Source organism: Rhizobacter sp. P1_G5 (genome assembly GCF_056405435.1).
The window spans coordinates 1-2,712 of sequence record NZ_JBFUCB010000741.1; the positions used below are offsets into that span (position 1 = coordinate 1).

General features: G+C 62.9%; 5 protein-coding genes. 4 read left to right on the top strand and 1 reads right to left on the bottom strand.

What is annotated here, in order from left to right; genetic code table 11:
• The first annotated feature begins 105 nt into the window (after window positions 1-105).
• Genes AC1D12_RS30350 through AC1D12_RS30360 form a run of 3 tightly spaced genes read left to right on the top strand, consistent with a single transcriptional unit; the run spans window position 106 to window position 1,383 of the window.
• Complete coding sequence (locus AC1D12_RS30350) at window positions 106-870, top strand: metallophosphoesterase family protein (RefSeq protein WP_477844953.1); 765 nt, start codon at window positions 106-108, stop codon at window positions 868-870.
• Window positions 867-1,040 (top strand): hypothetical protein, encoded by a 174-nt coding sequence (locus AC1D12_RS30355; RefSeq protein ID WP_477844954.1) that lies wholly within the window; start codon window positions 867-869, stop codon window positions 1,038-1,040. Before AC1D12_RS30350 ends, AC1D12_RS30355 begins: the two co-directional genes overlap by 4 nt.
• Window positions 1,015-1,383, top strand: a complete 369-nt coding sequence (locus AC1D12_RS30360; protein WP_477844955.1) for a hypothetical protein — start codon at window positions 1,015-1,017, stop codon at window positions 1,381-1,383. Before AC1D12_RS30355 ends, AC1D12_RS30360 begins: the two co-directional genes overlap by 26 nt.
• Window positions 1,384-1,749: 366 nt before the next feature.
• On the opposite strand, the gene AC1D12_RS30365 is transcribed toward AC1D12_RS30360, so the two are convergent.
• Window positions 1,750-2,085, bottom strand: a complete 336-nt coding sequence (locus tag AC1D12_RS30365; protein WP_477844956.1) for a hypothetical protein — start codon at window positions 2,083-2,085, stop codon at window positions 1,750-1,752.
• A 55-nt stretch (window positions 2,086-2,140) separates the two neighbouring features.
• Between AC1D12_RS30365 and AC1D12_RS30370 the strand changes: the two genes are divergently transcribed.
• Window positions 2,141-2,712, top strand: a 572-nt coding sequence (locus tag AC1D12_RS30370) for a hypothetical protein (RefSeq protein WP_477844957.1), incomplete at its 3' end; no start/stop codon positions are given.

Consider the following 2,712-nt stretch of genomic DNA (forward strand, 5'->3'; position numbering starts at 1 on the left):
CTACATGCCCTACCAGGGCGGCTCAATCGGTACCGACTCGAAGGGGCGCACGCCTGTCGACTTGCCCGGGCGTCCGCCGAAAGCTGACGGCAATGAGGAGGCATCATGAAGCATGACGGCCCGGTGCTGTACTGCGGCGCCCCACACGGAAGGTTCCACCACATCGTTGAAGCTGCGGGCCACACCAAGGCCAGCGCTGTCGTGCTGCTGGGCGACATGGAGCCCGAGCGGCCATTGCACGAGGAACTTGAATCCATCCTTGATCGCGTCTGGTGGATTCCCGGCAACCACGACGCCGACAGTGATGCGTTGTGGACGCGCGTTTGGGGAAGCAGGCTCGAGGACCGGAACGTTCACGGCAAGGTCGTGACCCTGCCGGACGGGACGCGCCTCGCCGGACTTGGCGGTGTGTTTCGCGAGGCCGTCTGGTATCCGTCGGCTTCGGCTGCGCGCGAGGGCGCGCCGGCATTTCGCTCTCGCAAGGAGCACGCAAAGTCGACCCCGAAGCAAGACCGCTGGGCGGGCGGCACGCACCGCAAGCACTGGGGCACGATCTACCCAGAGGAACTCGACCGTCTCGCTGACATGCGTGCAGACGTCCTCATCTCTCATGAAGCACCGGCATACCACCCGAACGGCTTCGAAATCTTGGACACGCTGGCTCAGGCCATGGGCGTCAAGTTGACTGTCCACGGTCACCATCATGACCGGCTCGACAGCTCGGGCCGTTGGACAGAGCAAGGATTCAAGAGCTTCGGAGTTGGRCTCAGAGGCATCAGTGCCATCGACTTCGATGGCAATGCACGCGTCATCGTCCCTGGAGAGCTCGATGAGGCCCGCAACAGCAGGCACAGGACGACCTGGCCATGAGCTTCGCACTCGAAGCAGAAGGAGGGCGCATGATGCTGCAGATCCGCCTCCGCGGCCGGCCGCAGTGGTTTCCCCTCCAAACTTGGCTGTTTGACGAGATGCTCGAAGACGTCGTGAGCGATACGCATTTCACGTGTGATGCTGATGGGCAGCAAGTTGTCGTACGCTGACGGGCGGGCCGGCCGCGCTGATATGGTCGGCATCGACGAGGCCGCCAGGCTCGCCGTCATCGCATCAACGAAGCTACAGCGCATGGCCAAGCGGAAGCACCCGAGCGTCATTGCGATCGACCACACAACACTTGGTCTGCGGTTCCCGCGGTGGCAGTTCGATGCCCAGCTCTGGCCTGTCGTTCAGAAGCTTGGCGTCGAATTGAAGGGCGATGGACTTGAGATGCTCGGATGGCTCGAGACACCGCTTGGCGCACTTGGCGGTCGCACACCGCGGGCGGCTCTTGAACAGGGCGAGCTGGTAGATAGAATTCTTGAATTGGCGTCTGGAGAAGGGCTGTGACTGTAGAGGGCCGACCGGTGTGGACGAGGCTTCTATTCTTGGACTTTGATGGGTGGTTCTCCGCCCAGTTGTTGTCCGCCGGCAGCGTGCCGTCGTCCACTTAGTGCATGAGCCGTGCCCATCGCCCCAGGCTGTAGCCAATTGCCTTGGCTGACAGCGGCGTCACCACTTTCATGCCGCAGTCGCAGAAACGCCGCGGGCTCGCTGCTGCATAAGTCGAGCAAGGCCATGCCGAACGGTTGCTGGAGGCAGCGCTGCAGCGGCTGAGAGACTCTCGTGCGTTCTGGGTACCCAGCTCGACTCTCGAGCCTCGGGCGACGTCCGCCGCCAGTCYGCTGATGCGCTGTTGGAGACGGCAGGCTCCACCTATGCATCGGCTGTGTTGGGTGCTCCCCCGTCGACCAGCGCGGCGGTATCCTTCTTGAACATGGCGAGTTCGTTGTATACCTCGCTGCACTTCACTAGGCGCAGGAGCGCGGATGCCTCTTCGAACCAGTCCTCATCCTGACCCGCCCATGGTTCCGCCGTTTCGAGCGTGATGTCGAAGCGCTCGATGTCTCGCCGAAGACAGTCGTTTCCGAACCAGTCCTCACCGGGCCGATACGGCAGCGCATACCAGCTGTGGAAGAGAGGCTCGAGCGCCTCGATGCATGCTGAGGGGGCGTTGCTGGGTGCGAATCCCAAGAACAGTTTGGCTGGCACTGCTCCAGAATCGACGGCGGTAGACACACAAAAGTATCTGCCGGAGGGGATGACAATGTCCGAAGAACGTGGCGACCGCGTCGTCAATGGTCCGCACCAGTTTTGGCTTGCTACCTGTGGCCTCGACACGCATGCCCGCAGTTCTCGGCACGCGCGCAACGACACACCCTGGGCGGCCTTCACGGCCGACGGGAATCGGTTGGTCTGCACTGTCTGGGTTGACCTCGTAGCGCCGATCCACGATCCACTGACGAGCACAATCCGCCGCTTCGTGGTCTTGGGCGGACGCTCAACCGAGTGGAAGGGTGGCGCGCTGAAGCGCGGCCGCGAGACTCGCGAGCACTTGGAGCGGGCCCGGGCGGAGAAGCTGCCTGTGTTCGGTTTCCTGGTGTCTGCGACCCAGGAGGAGAGCTTCGATGTGTCCCGCTCCATCAAGCATGTGCATCTGGACCATGTGCATGTGCTGAAGCCGCTGTTCGGCATGGAGGTGGACGCCTTGAAGGAGCGACTTGGCATCATGAAGGCGCTCGCCGCCCGGTGGAAGTCGAGCGACGCGGACGCGCTGGCGAACGGGTTGCTGTTCGAACTGGTAGATCCAGCGGGCGATCTTCCCGGTGCCAACTGGAC

Coding starts and splice junctions, on each gene's coding strand:
- AC1D12_RS30355 (WP_477844954.1), top strand. CDS start 867: ATGAGCTTCGCACTCGAAGCAGAAGGAGGGCGCATGATGCTGCAGATC.
- AC1D12_RS30360 (WP_477844955.1), top strand. CDS start 1,015: ATGGGCAGCAAGTTGTCGTACGCTGACGGGCGGGCCGGCCGCGCTGAT.